Below are 17,744 nucleotides of genomic sequence, written 5' to 3'. Positions count from 1 at the left end.
CGGCGATCGTTGGTGAGGAGCCCGCATCGTGGATATCAGGCGTCCCTATCTGCTGTTCCTGGGGGATGCCCCCGACCAGCTCGCCGCCAAGACCGCCTATGGCGTGGCGCAGTGGCGCCGTGAGGTCTGCGTCGGCCAGTTGCGGTTGGACGGCTGCCGCGCCACCTGCGGCCTGCCCGACCTGACGCTGGAGGAGGCCGCGGCCAAGGGCGCGCAGACGCTGATCATCGGCGTCGCCAACCGCGGCGGCCGGATCTCCGAGGCCTGGCAGGACACCATGCTGCGGGCGCTGGAGCTCGGCATGGACATCGCCTCCGGCCTGCACAACCGCATCGCCGACCTGCCGGCGGTGGCGCAGCGCGCCAAGGCGCTGGGCCGCAGCCTGTTCGATGTGCGCCACCCGGACCGCGACTTCGACGTCGCCACCGGCATGCCGCGCCGCGGCCGGCGCCTGCTGACCGTCGGCACCGACTGCTCGGTCGGCAAGATGTTCACCTCGCTGGCGCTCGAGCGCGAGATGAAGGCCCGCGGCCTGAAGGCCGATTTCCGCGCCACCGGCCAGACCGGCATCCTGATCGCCGGCGGCGGCGTCTCGGTCGACGCCGTGGTCGCCGACTTCATCTCCGGCGCCACCGAATGGCTGAGCCCGGAGGCCGAGACCGACCATTGGGACCTGATCGAGGGCCAGGGGTCGCTGTTCCATGCCTCCTATGCCGGCGTGTCGCTCGGCCTGCTGCACGGCGCCCAGGCCGAGGCGCTGGTGATGTGTCACGAGCCCGGGCGGCCGCATATGCGCGGCCTGCCGAATTTTTCCCTCCCCGACCTGGCTGACTGCATCGCGCTCAATGAACGCTGCGCCCGGCTGACCAACCCCGACGCCAGGGTGGTGGGGCTGGCCTTCAACACCTCGGCGCTGGACCCGCAAGCGGCGGAGCGGGCGCTGAAGGAGGCGGAAGACCGCTTCGGCCTGCCGACGGTCGACCCGGTGCGCACCGGCGTCGCCGCCATCGTCGACCGGCTGCCCGCCCCGGTGGCCGCCGAATGACCGGCCGCCGGCTTTCGGTGCGCGAGGCAGTGTGGCCGATCCGCGGCGCCTTCACCATCTCGCGCGGCAGCCGCACCGAGGCGCGGACGCTGATCGCCGAGATCGTCGCCGGCGGCGCGGTCGGCCGTGGCGAATGCACGCCCTATGCCCGCTACGGCGAGAGCCTGGAGAGCGTGACGGCGCAGATCGAGAGCGTGGTCCAGGCGATCGCCGACGGCGCCGACCGGCCCGGTCTGGAAGCGCTGCTGCCGCCCGGCGCGGCGCGCAATGCGGTGGACTGCGCGCTGTGGGACCTGGAGGCCAAGCTGGCCGGGGTGCCGGCCTGGGCCGTGGCCGGGATCCCGGAGCCGGGCCCGGTCACCACCGTCTACACGCTGAGCCTGGACACGGTGGAGAAGATGGGCGAGGCGGCGCGGCAATCGGCGCATCGGCCGTTGCTGAAGCTCAAGCTGACCGGCGACGGCGACCTGGAGCGGGTGCAGGCGGTGCGCGCCAACGCGCCGGCCAGCCGGCTGGTGGTCGACGCCAACGAGGCCTGGTCGATCGCCCATCTCGAGCGCTTCGGCCCGGCCTTCGCCGCGCTCGGCGTCGAGGTGATCGAGCAGCCGCTGAAGGCGTCGGAGGACGAAGCGCTGCTGGGCTTCGAGAGCCCGATCCCGCTCTGCGCCGACGAGAGCTGCCACGACACTGCCAGCCTGGACCGCTGCGCCGGCAAATACGCCATGGTGAACATCAAGCTGGACAAGGCCGGCGGCCTGACCGAGGCGCTGCGGCTGCGTGCCGCAGCCCGCGAGCGCGGCTTCGCCGTGATGGTCGGCTGCATGGTCGCCTCCTCCCTCGCCATGGCGCCGGCGACCCTGGTGGCCCAGGGGGCGGAGCTGGTGGATCTCGACGGACCGTTGTTGCTGGCCCAGGACCACGATCCTGCCCTGCGCTATGAAGGCGCGACGGTGTACCCGCCGGAGCCGGCGCTGTGGGGCTGAGTCGGGCCTGAGGGCGGCGCCCTGCTCCCGCTCCGCCCCGCCACGCAAGGCAGGTTTTCCTTTCATCGGTAACGACCTGACTCGAAATCTGGACGTCCGGCCCCTAGATGATGGAAGCTTGCGCTGCGAGGGGCGGACCATGGGCGTCGTGATCGAGAAAGACAACCCGATGACGAGCTGTACCGGCTCACCCACGCTGGACTGGCTGCTCTACGAGGCGCCGAGCATCCGCGACACCGGCCAGCTGCTCGAGGAATTCTGCAACCGCCTGGTCGCCGAGAACGTCCCGGTCGCGCGCGGCTTGGCGATCATCCCGGCCCTGCATCCGCTCTATTTCGGCACCGCCTATATCTGGCGCGGCACCGGCGCGATCGAACGCCGGCGCGGCCTGTGGGAGAACCGGAACTCGCCCGAGTACCAGCAGAGCCCGATCCACGCGGTGATCGAGGAGGGCGCGGACGCGCTGCGCCGCCGCCTGACCGGGCCGAAGGCGCAGCTCGATTTCCCGGTGCTGGAGGAATTCCGCGACGAGGGGTTGACCGACTACGCCCTGTTCGGCTTGGCCTTCACCAGCGGCCGCCGCTCCGCCATCTCCTTCGCCACGCGCGAGGAGGGCGGGTTCACCGAGGCGGCGCTGGAGAAGGTCGACCGGCTGATGCCGATCCTGACCCGGCTGATCGAGATCCACACCCTGCGCGCCACCGCCGTCGACCTCTTGGACACCTATGTCGGCCATGACGCCGGCGCCCGCATCCTGAACGGCCAGATCCGCCGCGGCATGTCGGAGTCGCTGCATGCCGCGATCTGGTACTGCGACCTGCGCGACTTCACCGCGATGAGCGAGAAGGTCGGGCGCGAGGAGATCGTCGCCTCGCTCGACAGCTATTTCGAGACGATGGCCGCCGCGGTGCAGGAATCCGGCGGCGAGATCCTGAAGTTCATCGGCGACGCCATGCTGGCGATCTTCCCGGTGGACGAGGATCAGGGCGTGCAGGATGCCGCGTCCAAGGCCCTGGCCGCCGCCGCGGTGGCCGAGCATGGCATGGCCGCGCTGAACGCCAAGCGGGTCGAGGAAGGCCGGCAGGCGCTCGACTATGGCCTGTCGCTGCATATCGGCGAGGTGATGTACGGCAATATCGGTGCCGCCGACCGGCTGGACTTCACCGTGATCGGCCCCGCAGTCAACCTGGCCAGCCGGGTCGAGGCGCTGTGCCGCATCACCGGCCGCCGGCCGCTGATGACCGAGGCCTTCCGCCGCGCCGTCGGGGTCGAGGCCGAGCCGATGGGCCGGTTCAGCCTGCGCGGCGTGTCGGAGGAACAGGAGGTGTTCAGCCCGGTGCGCCTGCCGCTTCCGGCCGAGGCCGCCGCCGAGTAGGTCAGGGCCCGCCCGACGCCTGTTGATCGGATCCTGGAATCGCGCCGTCGGCCACGGCGCGCCGGGCCTCGCCGCGCAGCTCGGCGCCCGACGGCAGGCCGGGCCCGGGATGCAGCATCCAATCGGCGATGTCGCGCTGCGGCGTGCGCCGGCCGAGATCGCGCAGCAGCCAATGCCAGCCCCGGCTGTAGGAGGCGACAACCAGCTCCGTCCGGCGCGGCAGGCGCCGCAGCAGCAGGTCGACCGAGGCCGGCGCCAGCACCTGCTCGTGCTCGCCCAGCAGCACCAGGGTCGGCTGCGGGATCTCCGCCGCCGCGTCCGAGCCGCGGCTCATCAGGTCGACCAGCCCGTCGATCGTGTCGACCCGGGTCGCCCGGATGTAGAGCGGGTCGCGGCCGAGCGCGATCAGCATCGGCACGTTGTCGCTGGCCTGGACGCCGAGACTGCGCCCGGTGAAGGTCATCGCCGGGATCAGCCGGCGGGTCAGCCACAGCGCCACCCGCGGGATGGTGTCCATGCTCTGCCGGCCCCAGGTGGCGGGGGCGGACAGGATCAGCCCGGCCATCGGCGGGTGGTCCGGCCCGGTCGCGGTCAGGATGGCGACGGCGCCGCCCATGCTCTCGCCCAGCAGATAGACCGGCACGCCGGGATAGCGCGCCTCCAGCAGCCGCAGCGCGGTGGCGGCGTCGGCGGCCAGCGTCTCCGCCCCCGGCCAGATGCCGCGCCCGGCGGTGTCGCCGAAGCCGCGCTGGTCATAGGCGTAGGTGGCGATGCCGAGCTGGCCCCAGAACCGGGCCGGATCGTCGAAGGCCCGGCCGTATTCGTTGAAGCCGTGCAGCGCCAGCACCACCGCGCGGGGTTGCTCCACCGGCCCCCAGTGGCGCAGCGGCAGGCGGTAGCCGTCGGCCGCCATCACGGCATCGGCCTCCAGCCGCGGCGTTCCGTTCGAAGCCCCCATCGGCTGGGTGATGGCCCCGCAGGCGGCGACCAGGAGGAGAGCGAGGCAGGCTAGAAGGCGAGCGAAGAACCGAGAGACCTGTCCCTTTCTTGTCCCCCCTCCCCCTACCCCCCTCCCGCAAGGGGAGGGGGGACAAGGATCTGCCTTTGTCGTGGATCTGTCGCTCACCAGCATGGCCCTATTTCATCCGCCGGCGGCGTCAGGATCAAGGCGTCGCGACCTCCTGCGGCAGGCGGCCCTCGAGGATGTCGCGCCGTTCACGGAACAGGGCGACCAGGGAATCCATCACCCGGCGCACCCGCGACAGGGCCCGCAGGTCGCGATGCACCAGCAGCCACTGGTCGACCCCGACCTCCTCGACCACCCGCCCCAGCCGGCGCAGGCCGGGGTCGGGGTCGCCGGCATAGCAAGGCAGCAGGCCCACCGCCTCGCCGCTGCGCACCGCGTGCTGCAGCACCAGCCAGTTGTTGACCCGCACCGCCGGCCGGGCGCCCTGCAGCAGCTCGGCCACCCAGGCCTGGCCGGGCATGTAGGCGTGCTCCTCGTCGAAGCCGGCCCAGGTCAGGCCGCGCAGCCCCTCCGGCGTCGCGTCAGGCACCTCGCGGCCGCGGCCGGCGTAGATCGCGTATTCGACGCGCCCCAGACGCCGCGCCACCAGGCTCGACACGTCGGGCACCTGCTCGCGGATCAGGAGGTCGGCCTCACGCCGCGACAGGTTGGCCAGCATGTGGCTGGCCGCCAGCTCGATCTCGATGCATTGCAGGCCGCGCCGCAGCCGCGGCAGGTGGTCGGCCAGGAAGCCGGTCATCGCCTCGCCGGCCGAGACCCGCACCGTGCCGTGCGCGGTGTCGCCGAGCCCGGCGCTGCGGCGCTGGATCGATTCGGCGGCGCGCTCCATCGCCTCGGTGTCGGCCAGCAGCTCCTCGCCCGCCGCGGTCAGCACGAAGCGGTCGGGCAGCCGGTCGAACAGCCGGGCGCCGATCGACTCCTCCAGGCTGCGCACCCGCCGTGCCACGGTCGGGTGGCTGACCTGCAGCCGCCGCGCCGCGGCGGTCAGGTTGCCTTCGCGCGCCAGCGTCAGGAACACTCGCAGATCGTCCCAGTCGGCGGCCATGGCCCGTTCTCCCGCACCGATATGCCTGAACAGAAACGTACAGCCCATCCTCGAATTTGTCGAATTCCGTTCACCAGCGTTCACATTATCGTCAGGTCGGGGCCGGCCCGACCCATCCGACGACAAGGCGACCGGCGGCGTCATTTCATCAGAGGGAATGCGTGATGCATTTCGAACCGCGCCTGTGGCAGTTCACCCAAGGGATCCGCTCCCGCATCGCCTGGGCGGTGGCGATCGGCCTGGTCTCGGTCGCGCTCGGCGTCGCCCGGCTGGCCCTGCTGGGCTGGCTGATCGGCCAGGTCTTCGCCGGCCGGCCGCTGGCCGAGCTGGTGCCGTCGATCGTGCTGATCGCCGGCGTCATGGTGCTGCGCGGCGTCGCCGAATACGGGCGGGTGATGGTGGCGCATGAGACCGCCTCCCGCGTCCAGGCCCGGCTGCGCCGCACTATCTTCGACCGGATCGCGGCGCTGGGGCCCGGCACCGTGGCCCGCCGCCGCTCCGGCGCGCTGACCCTGTCGCTGATCGACGGGGTGGAGCAGCTGGAAGTCTATTTCGGCCAGTTCCTGCCGCAGTTCCTGATCGCGCTCCTGACCCCGATCCTGATCTTCGCGGCCATCGCCTTCGTCGACCTGCCGGTCGCCGCGGTGATGCTGGCCTTCGCCCTGATCGCCCTGTTCGGCCCGGCGCTGTGGCACCGGCACGAGACCGGCAGCTCGCTGCAGCTGCGCCAGGTCTATGCTGATTTCGCCGCCGAGTTCCTGGATTCGGTGCAGGGCCTGGCGACACTGAAGGCGTTCGGCCAGAGCGGCGCGCGGGCCGCCACGCTGAGGATCAAGGCGCAGTCGGTGTTCCGCAGCACCATGCGGGTGCTGGCGACCAACGTGCTGGCCCGCGGCATCACCGACAGCGCCATCGCCTGCGGCGCCGCCGCGGCCTTGGCGCTGGGCGCCTGGCGGGTCGAGTCCGGCGCCATGGCCCTGTCGGCGCTGCTCGTCATCCTGATGCTGGGGGTCGAGATCTTCCGGCCGATGCGCGAGCTGCGGTCGGTGCTGCACCAGGGCATGGTCGGCCTGTCCGCCGCCCAGGGCATCTACCAGGTGCTGGATGACACGCCGGAGGTGGCGGATGCCGCCCCGGCGGCGCTGGCCCGGCCGCTGGATCCGACCATCGCCTTCGACGGCGTGCGCTTCCGCTACCCCGGCACCCGCCGCACCATCCATGAGGCGCTGAGCTTCGAGGCCAAGGCCGGCGAGCGGATCGGCCTGGTCGGCCCGTCCGGCGGCGGCAAGTCGTCGATCGTGCGCCTGCTGCTGCGCTTCTACGACCCGGAGGCGGGGACTATCCGCCTGGGCGGGCACGATCTGCGCGGCCTGTCCTTCGCCCAGATCCGGTCGATGATCTCGGTGGTGAACCAGGACACCTTCCTGTTCCACGGCACGGTCGAGGACAACATCCGCATGGGCCGGCCGGAGGCGACCGAGGCGGAGGTCGAGGCCGCCGCCCGCGCCGCCAACATCCACGGCTTCGTCCAGTCGCTGCCGCAGGGCTATCGCACCGTGGTCGGCGAGAAGGGCGTGAAGCTGTCCGGCGGCCAGCGCCAGCGCGTCGCCATCGCCCGCGCCCTGCTGCGCGACACCCCGATCCTGGTGCTGGACGAGGCGCTGTCCGCGGTCGACGCCGAGAACGAGGCGGTGATCCAGGAGGCGCTGGACCGGCTGATGCAGGGCCGCACCACGCTGGTGCTGGCGCACCGCCTGTCGAGCGTGATCGGCTGCGACCGCATCCTGGTGCTGGACCGCGGCCGGGTGGTCGAGAGCGGCCCCCATGCCGCGCTGATGCAGCAGGGCGGCGTCTATGCCGGGCTGATGGCCGAGCAGGCGCGCGAATCCGCCGCCGGCACGATCATCGATGCCCCGGTCGCCGCCCGCGCGGTGGAGTCGGCGGCTCATGGCCAGGCATCCGGAGACGGCGCAGACAAGGCGGAGACCGAAGGCATCCTCAAGGCCGAGGGCCTGGGCTGGGGCCGGCTGGTGGCCGAGCTGATGAAGCTGGCCATGCCCTGGAAGGGCAAGCTGGCGCTGACCTTCGCCTTCGGCGTGCTGCGCGTCGTCGCCTTCATCGGCGTCGGGGTGCTGAGCGCCCTCGTTCTGCTGGCGCTGAAGAACGGCGAGCCCTATGGCGCCCTGCTCTGGGCCCTGGCCGTGGTGGCGCCGCTGTCCGGCGTGCTGCACTGGCTGGAATCCTGGATCGCCCACGACATGGCCTTCCGCCTGCTCGCCGACATGCGTTCGGACGTGTTCCGCAAGCTCGACGCCCTGGCCCCGGCCTATCTGGTGCGGCGTCGCACCGGCGACCTGATGGCGCTGGTCACCCACGACATCGAGCTGGTGGAATATTTCTTCGCCCACACCGTGGCGCCCGCCTTCGTCGCCGTGCTGGTGCCGGCCGCGGTGCTGGCGGTGCTGGTCTGGGCCAGCCCGTGGATCGCGCTGGCGCTGCTGCCCTTCCTGCTGGCGGTGGCGATCAGCCCGTTCCTGATGCGCGGCCGGGTCGATCGGCTCGGCTCCGAGTCGCGGGAGGCGGCCGGGGAGCTCGGCGCCTTCGCCGTCGACTCGGTGCAGGGCTTGGGCGAGATCGTCGCCTTCCAGCAGGAAAGCGCGCGGGGCGGCCGGCTGGACGCGCTGTCGCGGCGCTTCATCCGGCTGCGCCTGCCCTTCTTCGCCGAGCTGACCCGGCAGCAGAGCCTCTTGGAGATCCTGACCGGCCTGGGCGGCCTGGCCGTGGTGGTGACCGGCGCCGCGCTGTCGACCCACGGGGCGATCGACCCCGGCCTGCTGCCCCTCCTGACCATCCTGGCCATGGCCGCCTTCCTGCCGGTGTCGGAGATCGCACAGGTCGGCCGCCAGCTGGCCGACACGCTGGGCGCCACCCGCCGCATCTACGGGCTGAAGGCCGAGCCGGTGCCGGTCATCGACGGGCCGGGCGTGCCCGACCATGCTGGCCCGGCGGCGCTGGCGCTGCAGGGCGTCGGCTTCACCTATCCCGGCCAGGGCCGGCGCGCCCTGGCCGGGGTGACGGTCGAGATCCCGGCCGGCAAGACGGTGGCACTGGTCGGCACCTCCGGCGCCGGCAAGACCACCACGGCCCAGCTGCTGATGCGGTTCTGGGACGTGGATGAGGGCCGAATCCTGCTGAACGGTGCCGATCTGCGCGACTACAACCTCGACGATCTGCGCCGCCGTATCGCGCTGGTGGCTCAGGACACCTATCTGTTCAACGACACGCTGCGCGCCAACATCCTGATCGCCCGGCCGGAGGCGAGCGAGGCGGAGCTGTCGGCCGCGATCGAGCATGCCTCGCTGGCCGAGCTGGTCGAGACCCTGCCCGAGGGGCTCGACTCGCCGGTCGGCGAGCGCGGCACCGCGCTGTCCGGCGGCCAGCGCCAGCGCGTCGCCATCGCCCGCGCCTTCCTGAAGAACGCGTCGGTCTTGATCCTGGACGAGGCGACCTCGCATCTCGACACGGTGAACGAGCAGGCGGTGCGCCGGGCGCTGGACCGGCTGCAGGCCGACCGCACCACCATCGTCATCGCCCACCGCCTGTCGACCGTGCGCGACGCCGACCTGATCGTGGTGCTGGACGAGGGCCGGGTGGCGGAGACGGGCACCCACGCAGCGCTGCTGGCCCGGGGCGGCCTCTACGCCCAGCTTGTCTCGCGCCAGCTAACCTCGGCCCAGGCGGCGCAGTAGGCGGGCTTCGCAGGTTGGGTTCGTGGGCCGCGACCCAACCTGCGACACCTACTCCCCCGCCGCCCTTCGGGCCGCAGCGGCGCCTTCGCCGGTCAGCTGCAGGAAGATGTCCTCGAGGTCGGTCTCCTCGGTGGTCAGGTCGGCGATGCGCACGCCGGCCTGGTCCATCAGGGTCAAGAGGTCGCCCAGCCGGGTCTCGCTCGGCCGGTAGCGCACCACCAGCCTGGCCGCGCCCGCCAGCTCCATGCCGCGGGCGGCCAGGGCGGGCGGCAGGACGTCCAAGGGCTCGCTCAGGCTCACCACCAGGGTCTTGCTGTCGACGCTGGAGAGCAGGTTGGCGGTGCTGTCGCAGGCGACGATGCGGCCGTGATCGATGATCGCGATCCGGTCGCACAGCTCCTCCGCCTCCTCCAGGTAATGCGTGGTCAGGACGATGGTGGTGCCGGCCCGGTTCAGCGCCCGGACATGGGCCCACAGGCTGCGCCGAAGCTCGATGTCGACGCCGGCGGTCGGCTCGTCCAGCACCAGCACCGGCGGCGAATGCACCATCGCCTTGGCCACCATCAGCCGCCGCCGCATACCGCCGGAGAGCGTCCGGGCATAGGCGTCGGCCTTGTCGGCCAGCCCGACCGCGGCCAGCAGCTCCGCGGTGATCCGCTCCTTCTTCGGCACGCCGTAGAGCCCGGCCTGGAGGTCCAGGAGCTCGCGCGGGGTGAAGAACGGGTCGATGTTCAGCTCCTGCGGCACCACGCCGATCGCGGCCCGCGCCTGGCGCGTCGCGCGGGCGATGTCGAAGCCCCAGATCCAGGCATCGCCCGCGGTCTTGGTGACGAGGCCGGCCAGGATGTTGATCAGGGTCGACTTGCCGGCGCCGTTCGGGCCCAAGAGGCCGAAGATCGAGCCGGCCGGGATGTCGAGGTCGATCGGGTGCAGGGCCAGCTTGTCGGGCTGCTTGTTGCGCCCGCGATAGGTCTTGGTCAGGCCGCGCAGGCGGATGGCGCTCTCGGGTGCGGCGTTCGGCGACGGCTCGGCGGCCATGATCCCGTGCGAAATGGTTGATCGGCTGGGCGCCATGGGTATCATCCGGCCGGAATCCGGGCAATCATCGCCCGTCATGCCCTTGCCGCCAGGAACCCCCAGCCATGCAGCCCGCCGCCCTTCAGCCCGCCGATGTGATCGAGGTCGACCGCGATGTCGAGACCGTCGGATGCGACGGCGGCGGCGGCCCGCTGGGCCACCCGATGGTCTACTACCCGATCGGACATGAGCATGAGGTGGTGTGCAACTATTGCGGCCGCCGCTTCGTCCGCAAGGCCAACCGCCACGGCCACTGACCGTCCGGCGCGGAGCGCGCGATGACGCCCGCTTCGGTCGAGGCGTTCTGCCTGACCCTGCCCGGCGCGGCCCTGAGCGTGCAGTGGGGCGGTGCCCATGTGTTCAAGGTCGGCGGCAAGATTTTCGCCATCCTGGCCGGGATGTCGCGCGGCGCGCCTGAGGCCTGGTTCAAGGCGTCGGAATTCTCCTACATCCTGCTGGTCGAGCAGCCGGGCATCCGCCCGGCGCCCTATCTGGCCCGGGCCAAATGGGTGGCCGCCGAGCTCGGCGCCCTGCCCCCGGACGACCTGCAGGCCTATCTGCGCGAGGCGCACCGCCTGGTCCTGGCCAAGCTGACCCGGGCGGCCCGGGCGGAGATCCTGGGGACGGGGTGAGATGCGCATCCTGGTCGAGATGACGTGCGGGTCGCATCTGTACGGCACCGCAACGCCCGACTCCGACATCGACCTGAAGGCCGTCTGCCTGCCGGCGGCGCGCGATCTGCTGCTGCAGCGTGTCCATCCCACCATCGTGGACTCCCGCCCGAAATCCCATGGCGAGCGCAACCGGCCCGGTGACGTCGACCGGGAGATCTTCAGCCTGCAGCGCTATCTGGACCTTCTGGTCGGCGGGCAGCCGATGGCGATCGAGATGCTGTTCGCCCCGGACAGCGTGATGACCGTTCCGCCCGACCGGATCTGGCGCGAGCTGCAGGCGATGGCGCCGCGGCTGGTCAGCCGGCGGGCGGCTTCCTTCGTCCGCTACTGCCGGCAGCAGGCCAACAAATACGGCATCAAGGGCTCTCGCGCCGCCACCGCTCGCCAGGCCCTGGCCGTGCTCGAAGCTGCGGAACGCACTTTTGGCGCGGGCAGACGCCTGGACCAGGCGGAAGCCATGCTGGTAGCGCTGGCCGCGGGGACCGAGCACGTCTCGCTGGTCGACATCGAGGTCCAGCCCGGGCGGATGGCCCGGCATCTCGACATCTGCGGCCGCAAGGCGCCGTTCCATGCCCCTATCAGGACCGCGCGGGAATTGGCGGCGCGGCTGGTGGCCGAATACGGGCAGCGGGCGCTGGAGGCGGAACGCCAGCAGGGCGTCGATTGGAAGGCCCTGTCGCACGCCGTGCGGGTCGGGCACGAGGCGCTCGAGCTGTTCACGACCGGCCGCCTCCGGTTTCCCCTGGCCACGGCCGATCACCTGTTGCGGATCAAGCGCGGCGAGCTTCCCTATGCGGCCGTCGCGGAGGAGATCGAGCTGCTGATGGAGCGGGCCGAGGCGGCCGCCACGGACTCGGTCCTGCCGGCAGAGCCGGACCCGGGTTCGGTCGAGGCCGTGATCATCGCGGCGCATCGCCGGCAGATCCTGGACGAGGGTACATGACGCAGGATCCGATGATCGACGAGGCGATGCGGCAGCGCATCGGCCCGATCCTGGACGAGATCGAACGGCATGAAGGCGTGCGCATCCTGGTCGCGGTGGAGTCGGGCAGCCGCGCCTGGCGCTTCGCGTCGCGCGACAGCGACTACGACGTCCGCTTCATCTATGTCCGGCCGGCCGAGGACTATCTTTCGGTCGAGACGCGGCGCGACGTGATCGAGCTGCCGGTCGACGGCACGCTGGACGTGAATGGCTGGGATCTCCGCAAGGCCTTGGGCCTGATCGCCAAATCGAACGCCGTCGTGACGGAATGGCTGACCTCGCCGGTGATCTATCGCCGCGAAGACACCGCAGCCGCCCTCCTGCTCGGCCTGGCCGGGGCCTGCGCGTATCTGCCGGCCCTGGCCTACCACTATGACCGCTCGGCGCGTCGCGCCTGGTCACCGGGGAACGATCCGGTCAGGCTGAAATCATACTTCTATGCGTTGCGGCCGGCGCTGGCCCTGGATTGGATCCGCCGCAGGGCGGAGCTGCCGCCGATGGACCTGCCGAGCCTGATGGAAGGCGCATCCTTGCCGAGCGATCTGCGCGATGCCGTGCACAGCCTGCTGCTTCGCAAGCGGGTGGCCACCGAGTCCGACACGGCCGAGCGCGTCCCGCCGTTGGAGGCATACCTCGCCGCAGCGCTGTCCGAGATGGCGCCGCGGCCGGGCACTTGGGACCGGGCCCCGGCCATCAGGGCGGTCGACGAGGCCTTCCGGGCGCTGCTGCAGACGGCACGGGCCGAGATCCCGGACCCGGCGTGATGGATCGCGGGCTTCCGATCCGACCGGCACTCCTGTAAGAGGCCGGGACCCGTCTCAGACTGCCCGAGGGGCCATGTCGCGCCAGCCGATCTTCAACGTCCCTCCGATCACGCTGTGGCTGAGCGGCGTGATGGTCGCGGTCTTCGCCATCATCCACCTGCTGCCGGAATCGGTCTGGGCGCCTGTGATCTACCGCATGGCCGTGGTCCCGGCCTTCTTCGGCTATCTCGACCAGCTGCCGCCGCTCGACGCGCTGACGGTGATCGCGTCGCTGGTGTTCTACGCGCTGGTCCATTACGAGCCGATCCACCTGATCGCCAATCTCGGCTTCTTCCTGGCCTTCGGCAGCGTCTGCGAGCGGCATTACGGCCCGCGCCGCTACACCGTGCTGCTGCTGGGCACGACCGTGGCCGCAGCCCTGGTGCAGGTCGCCGCCAGCTGGGGCGCCGAGACCACGCTGATCGGCGCCTCCGGCGCAGTGTCGGGCTGCATCGCCGCCTTCTGCCGGCTGGCACTGGCCCGGCACGACCCGGCCGGGCGGCGCCTGGCGCTGAACCTGATCGGCTTCACCATCATCGCCAACGCCCTGTTCGCGCTGATGGGCGGCGGTTTCATGGGCGTGGACGCCCAGATCGCCTGGCAGGCGCATATCGGCGGCTTCCTGGCCGGCCTCCTCCTCGGCGCGCCCCGGCGAGCGTAAGGACGTGACCCGGCGGCCACAGCCGTCGGGGGCGGTCACAATCCTGCAGACTCCACGTTGCAGCACGAGGACGCCCCGCCTATATGACCGGAGAAGCAAGAGCCGCCTTCCGGGCGGCATGGAATCATTGGGGGTCCCGGCGGTGCCTCACCGAGGGCCAGCCGCGACCTGCTGAAGGAATGAGGAAGAGATGAGCAAAGTCATCGGTATCGACCTCGGCACGACCAATTCCTGCGTCGCCATCATGGATGGGACCCAGGGCCGGGTGATCGAGAACGCGGAAGGCGCGCGCACCACCCCGTCGATCGTCGCCTTCACCGAATCGGGTGAGCGGCTGGTCGGCCAGGCGGCGAAGCGCCAGGCGGTGACCAACCCCGAGAACACCATCTTCGCGGTCAAGCGCCTGATCGGCCGCCGCTATGACGACCCGATGACCCAGAAGGACAAGGGCCTGGTCTCCTACCAGATCGTGTCCGGCGACAACGGCGACGCCTGGGTCGAGTCGCGTGGCCAAAAATACGCTCCGAGCCAGATTTCCGCCTTCACCCTGATGAAGATGAAGGAGACGGCCGAGGCGTTCCTGGGCGAGAAGGTGACGCAGGCCGTCATCACCGTCCCGGCCTATTTCAACGACAGCCAGCGCCAGGCCACCAAGGATGCCGGCAGGATCGCCGGCCTGGACGTGCTGCGCATCATCAACGAGCCGACGGCGGCCGCCCTGGCCTACGGCCTGGACAAGAAGGCGTCGGGCACGATCGCGGTCTACGACCTCGGCGGCGGCACCTTCGATATCTCGGTGCTGGAGATCGGCGACGGCGTGTTCGAGGTGAAGTCGACCAACGGCGACACCTTCCTGGGCGGTGAAGACTTCGACGCCAAGATCATCGACTACCTGGCCGAGGAGTTCAAAAAGGAGCAGGGCATCGATCTGCGCAAGGATCGCCTGGCCCTGCAGCGCCTGAAGGAAGCGGCCGAGAAGGCGAAGATCGAGCTGTCCTCCTCGGTCCAGACCGAGGTCAACCTGCCCTTCATCACCGCCGATGCGTCCGGCCCGAAGCATCTGAACATCAAGCTGACCCGGGCCAAGCTCGAGGCGCTGGTCGACGACCTGATCCAGCGCACGGTCGAGCCGTGCCGTGCCGCGCTCAAGGACGCCGGCCTGAAGGCCAGCGAGATCGACGAGGTGATCCTGGTCGGCGGCATGACCCGCATGCCCAAGGTCATCGAGACGGTGAAGCAGTTCTTCGGCAAGGAGCCGCATCGCGGCGTCAACCCGGATGAGGTCGTGGCCGTCGGCGCGGCGATCCAGGGCGGCGTGCTGCGCGGCGAGGTCAAGGACGTCCTGCTGCTCGACGTCACTCCGCTGTCGCTGGGCATCGAGACGCTGGGCGGCGTGTTCACCCGGCTGATCGAGCGCAACACCACGATCCCGACCAAGAAGAGCCAGACCTTCTCGACCGCCGAGGACAACCAGACCGCGGTGACCATCCGCGTGTTCCAGGGCGAGCGCGAGATGGCGGCCGACAACAAGATCCTCGGCCAGTTCGACCTGGTCGGCATCCCGCCGGCCCCGCGCGGCATGCCGCAGGTCGAGGTGACCTTCGACATCGACGCCAACGGCCTGGTCAATGTCAGCGCCAAGGACAAGGCGACCGGCAAGGAGCAGGCGATCCGCATCCAGGCCTCGGGCGGCCTGTCCGATGCCGACATCGACAAGATGGTGAAGGACGCGGAAGCCAACGCCGCCACCGACAAGAAGCGCCGCGAGGCGGTCGAGGCCCGCAACCACGGCGATGCGCTGGTCCATTCGACCGAGAAGCAGCTGGCCGAGTTCGGCGACAAGGTCGACGCGGCCGACAAGGCGGCGGTCGAGACCGCGATCGCCGACCTGAAGTCGGTGCTGTCGAGCGACGACGCCGACCAGATCAAGGCCAAGACCGAGGCCCTGGCCCAGGCGGCGATGAAGATCGGCGAGGCCATGTACAAGGCCAGCCAGGAGTCGGCCGCGGCCCCCGAGGGCGGCGAGCAGGCTTCGGCGAAGCCGGATGACGGCGTGGTCGACGCCGATTTCGAGGAAGTCGACGACGACAAGAAGAAAAAGTCGGCGTGACCGCGGCCGCATGACCGCGATACGACGATAAGGGGCACACCGCCCCCGCGAAGGTCCGTGACGGGCCGCGCGGGGGCGGTTTTCATCCGGGCCGGGGCCGACACGGCTCTCCCGGTTCGGCACGAGGATCGGCATGGCGAAGCAGGACTTTTACGATCTGTTGGGGGTAGCGCGCGGCGCCGGCGCGGACGAGATCAAGAAGGCCTACCGCAAGCTGGCGATGCAGTATCACCCGGACCGCAACCCGGGCGACCAGGCCGCCGAGCACAAGTTCAAGGAAATCAGCGAGGCCTATGACGTCCTGAAGGACGAGCAGAAGCGCGCCGCCTATGACCGATTCGGCCATGCCGCCTTCGACGGCGGCGCCGGGCCGCGGGGGCCGGGCGGGGCCGACTTCTCCGGCGGCTTCGCCGACATCTTCGAGGAGATGTTCGGCGACTTCATGGGCGGCCGCCGCGGCGGCCAGCGCGCCCAGGCGGGCCGTGGCGCCGATGTCCGCTTCAACCTCGAGATCACGCTGGAGGAGGCATTCCTCGGCAAGCAGGCCACGGTCAAGGTGCCGTCCTCGGTCGGCTGCGAGGTCTGCGACGGCTCGGGCGCCGAGCCCGGCAGCCAGCCGGTGACCTGCCCGACCTGCGGCGGCGCCGGCCGCGTCCGCGCCTCCCAGGGCTTCTTCACGGTCGAGCGCACCTGCCCCGGCTGCGGCGGCCAGGGCCGGGTGATCAAGAATCCGTGCCGGAACTGCGCCGGCTCCGGCCGCGTGCGCAAGGATAAGACGCTGAAGGTCGACATCCCGCCCGGGGTGGACGACGGCACCCGCATCCGCCTGTCGAACGAGGGCGAGAGCGGCATGCGCGGCGCCCCGCCGGGCGACCTGTACATCTTCCTGTCGGTGCGGCCGCACGCGCTGTTCCAGCGCGACGGCGCCGACCTGTTCTGCAAGGCGCCGATCCCGATGACCATAGCGGCGCTGGGCGGGCCGATCGAGATCCCGGCGATCGATGGCGGCCGCGCCAAGATCACCGTGCCGGCCGGCACCCAGTCCGGCGCCCGCTTCCGCCTGCGCGGCAAGGGCATGTCGGTGCTGCGCTCGGCCGGCCGCGGCGACATGTATGTCGAGCTGCAGGTCGAGACCCCGGTCAACCTGACCAAGCGTCAGCGCGAGCTGCTCGAGGAGTTCGAGCGCGAAGGCGGCGGCGGCACCAGCCCCGAGAGCCAGGGCTTCTTCGCCAAGGTGAAGGAGTTCTTCAAGGAGTAGCGGCGCGAATCGCGTCGCCATCCTCCATATCTGTCATCACCGGGCTTGACCCGGTGATCCAGGGGCCGCAAAGAGCCGATGCATCCTCTTCTGGATGCCCGGACCATCAGAGGACCCTGCCGCATGACCGCCGGCGACACCCCCCGCCCCGTCGAAGGCCCCGTCAGGATCGGCATCACCGGCGCCGCCGGCCGGATGGGCCGGATGCTGATCCAGGCCGTGCTGGACACGACCGATGGCTCGGTGGCGCTGCACGGCGCGGTCGGCAACGAGGGCAGCGCCGCGATCGGCCAGGATGCCGGCTTGTTGGCCGGGCGGCCGGCCTGCGGTGTCATCGTCTCCGACGACCCGGTGCCGCTGTTCGCCACCGCCGATGCGGTGATCGACTTCACCCGGCCGGAGGTCTCGGTCCGCTTCGCCGCGCTGGCGGCGCAGGGCAAGGCGGTGCTGGTCACCGGCACCACCGGCTTCTCGGCCGAGGATCTGGCGGCGCTGGGCCGGGCGGCGCGGCACACGCCGATCATCCAGTCCTACAATATGAGCCTGGGCGTGAACCTGCTGGCGGCGCTGGTGCGCCAGGCCGCCCGCGCGCTGGACGCCGGCTGGGACCTCGAGGTGGTGGAGATGCACCACCGCCACAAGATCGACGCCCCCTCCGGCACCGCCATCCTGCTGGGCCGCGCCGCCGCCGAGGGCCGCGGCGTCGATTTCGACACGGTGAAGGCGGTCGACCGCGACGGCAGGCGCGTCGAAGGCGCCATCGGCTTCGCCACGCTGCGCGGCGGCGATGTGGTCGGCGAGCATGCGGTGATCCTGGCCGGCGCCGGCGAGCGCATCGAGCTGGGGCACAAGGCGACCGACCGCGGCATCTTCGCCCGCGGCGCGCTCAAGGCCGCCCTGTGGGGCCGCGGCCGCGCCCCCGGCCTCTATTCGATGAACGACGTGCTGGGACTGA

At 71.0% G+C, this 17,744-nt stretch carries 15 protein-coding genes; 12 read left to right on the top strand and 3 right to left on the bottom strand.

Annotation, left to right across the window (positions count from 1 at the left end; genetic code table 11):
• Positions 1-28: 28 nt before the first annotated feature.
• The 3 genes from dgcN (at position 29) to AAHM41_RS21055 (ending at position 3,403) form a co-directional block, all read left to right on the top strand.
• Positions 29-1,045, top strand: coding sequence for an N-acetyltransferase DgcN (gene dgcN / locus AAHM41_RS21065; RefSeq protein WP_342238542.1), 1,017 nt, complete (start codon positions 29-31; stop codon positions 1,043-1,045).
• Positions 1,042-2,028, top strand: coding sequence for an N-acetyl-D-Glu racemase DgcA (gene dgcA / locus AAHM41_RS21060; protein WP_342238541.1), 987 nt, complete (start codon positions 1,042-1,044; stop codon positions 2,026-2,028). The genes dgcN and dgcA overlap by 4 nt, the downstream gene beginning before the upstream one ends.
• A 139-nt stretch (positions 2,029-2,167) precedes the next feature.
• Positions 2,168-3,403, top strand: a complete 1,236-nt coding sequence (locus tag AAHM41_RS21055) for an adenylate/guanylate cyclase domain-containing protein (RefSeq protein ID WP_342238540.1) — start codon at positions 2,168-2,170, stop codon at positions 3,401-3,403.
• A gap of 1 nt (position 3,404) precedes the next feature.
• Here AAHM41_RS21055 and AAHM41_RS21050 read toward each other — a convergent pair whose 3' ends face one another.
• Both AAHM41_RS21050 and AAHM41_RS21045 read right to left on the bottom strand, forming a co-directional pair.
• Positions 3,405-4,361, bottom strand: coding sequence for an alpha/beta fold hydrolase (locus tag AAHM41_RS21050; RefSeq protein WP_342238539.1), 957 nt, complete (start codon positions 4,359-4,361; stop codon positions 3,405-3,407).
• A gap of 205 nt (positions 4,362-4,566) precedes the next feature.
• Positions 4,567-5,475, bottom strand: a complete 909-nt coding sequence (locus tag AAHM41_RS21045; protein ID WP_342238538.1) for a LysR family transcriptional regulator — start codon at positions 5,473-5,475, stop codon at positions 4,567-4,569.
• A 164-nt stretch (positions 5,476-5,639) separates the two neighbouring features.
• Between AAHM41_RS21045 and AAHM41_RS21040 the strand changes: the two genes are divergently transcribed.
• The gene (locus AAHM41_RS21040; protein ID WP_342238537.1) at positions 5,640-9,224 is read left to right on the top strand and encodes an ABC transporter ATP-binding protein; all 3,585 of its coding nucleotides are present in this window, start codon (positions 5,640-5,642) and stop codon (positions 9,222-9,224) included.
• A gap of 48 nt (positions 9,225-9,272) precedes the next feature.
• On the opposite strand, the gene AAHM41_RS21035 is transcribed toward AAHM41_RS21040, so the two are convergent.
• Entirely contained in the window at positions 9,273-10,262 is a 990-nt protein-coding gene (locus AAHM41_RS21035; protein WP_342238536.1) for an ABC transporter ATP-binding protein, read from the bottom strand.
• 104 nt (positions 10,263-10,366) lie between these two features.
• On the opposite strand from AAHM41_RS21035, the gene AAHM41_RS21030 reads away from it, so the two are divergent.
• The 8 genes from AAHM41_RS21030 to dapB form a co-directional block, all read left to right on the top strand.
• On the top strand, positions 10,367-10,558 hold the full coding sequence (locus AAHM41_RS21030) for a zinc-finger domain-containing protein (protein WP_342238535.1): 192 nt from the start codon (positions 10,367-10,369) through the stop codon (positions 10,556-10,558).
• A 21-nt stretch (positions 10,559-10,579) separates the two neighbouring features.
• Positions 10,580-10,933, top strand: coding sequence for an MmcQ/YjbR family DNA-binding protein (locus AAHM41_RS21025; RefSeq protein WP_342238534.1), 354 nt, complete (start codon positions 10,580-10,582; stop codon positions 10,931-10,933).
• A 1-nt stretch (position 10,934) separates the two neighbouring features.
• A complete protein-coding gene (locus AAHM41_RS21020; protein WP_342238533.1) occupies positions 10,935-11,918 on the top strand; it encodes a DNA polymerase beta superfamily protein in 984 nt (327 codons plus the stop codon).
• Positions 11,915-12,721 carry a nucleotidyltransferase domain-containing protein gene (locus tag AAHM41_RS21015; RefSeq protein WP_342238532.1) on the top strand — a complete coding sequence of 269 codons (807 nt, stop codon included), beginning with the start codon at positions 11,915-11,917 and terminating at the stop codon, positions 12,719-12,721. The genes AAHM41_RS21020 and AAHM41_RS21015 overlap by 4 nt, the downstream gene beginning before the upstream one ends.
• 73 nt (positions 12,722-12,794) lie before the next feature.
• On the top strand, positions 12,795-13,421 hold the full coding sequence (locus AAHM41_RS21010; protein ID WP_342238531.1) for a rhomboid family intramembrane serine protease: 627 nt from the start codon (positions 12,795-12,797) through the stop codon (positions 13,419-13,421).
• Between the two features lie 190 nt (positions 13,422-13,611).
• A complete protein-coding gene (dnaK, locus tag AAHM41_RS21005) occupies positions 13,612-15,531 on the top strand; it encodes a molecular chaperone DnaK (protein WP_342238530.1) in 1,920 nt (639 codons plus the stop codon).
• A gap of 133 nt (positions 15,532-15,664) precedes the next feature.
• Positions 15,665-16,789: a molecular chaperone DnaJ gene (gene dnaJ, locus AAHM41_RS21000; RefSeq protein ID WP_342238529.1), complete on the top strand. Its 1,125-nt coding sequence runs from the start codon at positions 15,665-15,667 to the stop codon at positions 16,787-16,789.
• A 123-nt stretch (positions 16,790-16,912) separates the two neighbouring features.
• A partial coding sequence (gene dapB / locus AAHM41_RS20995) for a 4-hydroxy-tetrahydrodipicolinate reductase (RefSeq protein WP_342238528.1) occupies positions 16,913-17,744 on the top strand: 832 nt, incomplete at its 3' end.

It is taken from the genome of Inquilinus sp. OTU3971 (assembly GCF_038440215.1).
The sequence above is the reverse complement of the archived record's forward strand: the minus strand, read 5'-3'. Positions and strand labels throughout refer to the sequence as shown.